Source organism: Actinoallomurus acaciae, from assembly GCF_042429965.1.
Lineage (GTDB): Bacteria > Actinomycetota > Actinomycetes > Streptosporangiales > Streptosporangiaceae > Actinoallomurus > Actinoallomurus acaciae.
On record NZ_JBHLZP010001134.1, the window covers coordinates 1 to 995 of the forward strand.

At 75.9% G+C, this 995-nt stretch carries 1 protein-coding gene; it reads left to right on the top strand.

Annotated features, from left to right (window positions below; translation table 11 throughout):
• Positions 1-995, top strand: a 995-nt coding sequence (locus ACFFNX_RS51100) for an aminotransferase-like domain-containing protein (RefSeq protein WP_378213751.1), incomplete at both ends; no start/stop codon positions are given.

Genomic DNA, 995 nt, shown 5'->3' on the forward strand with positions numbered 1-995 from the left:
GCCCGACCTCAGCTCCTTCCCCCGCGCCCGGTGGGCCGCGAGCGTCCGGCGGGCGGCCGCCACCGCGGATCCGGGCCTGTTCGACTACGGCGAGTACGCCGGCCTGCCGGACCTCCGGGCCGCCGTCGCGGACTACGTCTCCCGTACGCGGGGCGTACGGGCCACCGCCCAGAGCGTGGTCGTCACGGCCGGGTTCTCCCACGGGCTGGCGCTGCTGGCCCGTACGTTCGAGCGGCTGGGCGTGCGGCGAGCGGGGGCCGAGGACCCCTGCCTCGACCGTCATCGCGGGCTGATCGAGGCCGCGGGCCTGGAGACGGTCCCGCTGGCCGTCGACGCGGACGGCGCCGACCCGTCCGCGCTGGACGGCGGCGTCGGAGCGGTCCTCCTGACACCGGCGCATCAGCATCCTCGGGGCGCCGTCCTCGCTCCCGGCCGCCGTACCGCCTTCGTGGACTGGGCACGCCGGAACGACGCGTACGTCATCGAGGACGACTACGACGGGGAGTTCCGCTACGACCAGCGTCCGGTCGGGGCGTTGCAGGCGCTGGCGCCCGACCGCGTCGTGTACGGCGGGACCACCAGCAAGGCGCTCGCACCCGGCGTACGAATCGGCTGGCTCGTGGTGCCGGAGGAGATCCGCGAACCGCTGCTGGACACCCTTGAGGACACCGCCGCGGCGGTACCCGTCCTCGACCAGCTCGCGCTCGCGGACCTCATCGCCCGCGGCGACTACGACCGGCATGTCCGGAGGCTGCGGCTGACCTACGGACGGCGCCGTACGGAGCTGGCCGAACGGCTGGCCGCGGTGACCTCGACGCCGCTGGAGGGCATCTCGGCGGGCCTGCACGCGCTCCTGCCGGTGGCCTCGGTGGAGCGGGAGCGGGCGCTGCTCACCGCCGGCGCACGGGCCGGGGTACTGGCGCAGGGCCTGCACTCCGCCGGCTACTGGCACGCGGCGGAGGGCCGCCCGGCGGCGCTCGTCCTCGGGTACGCGA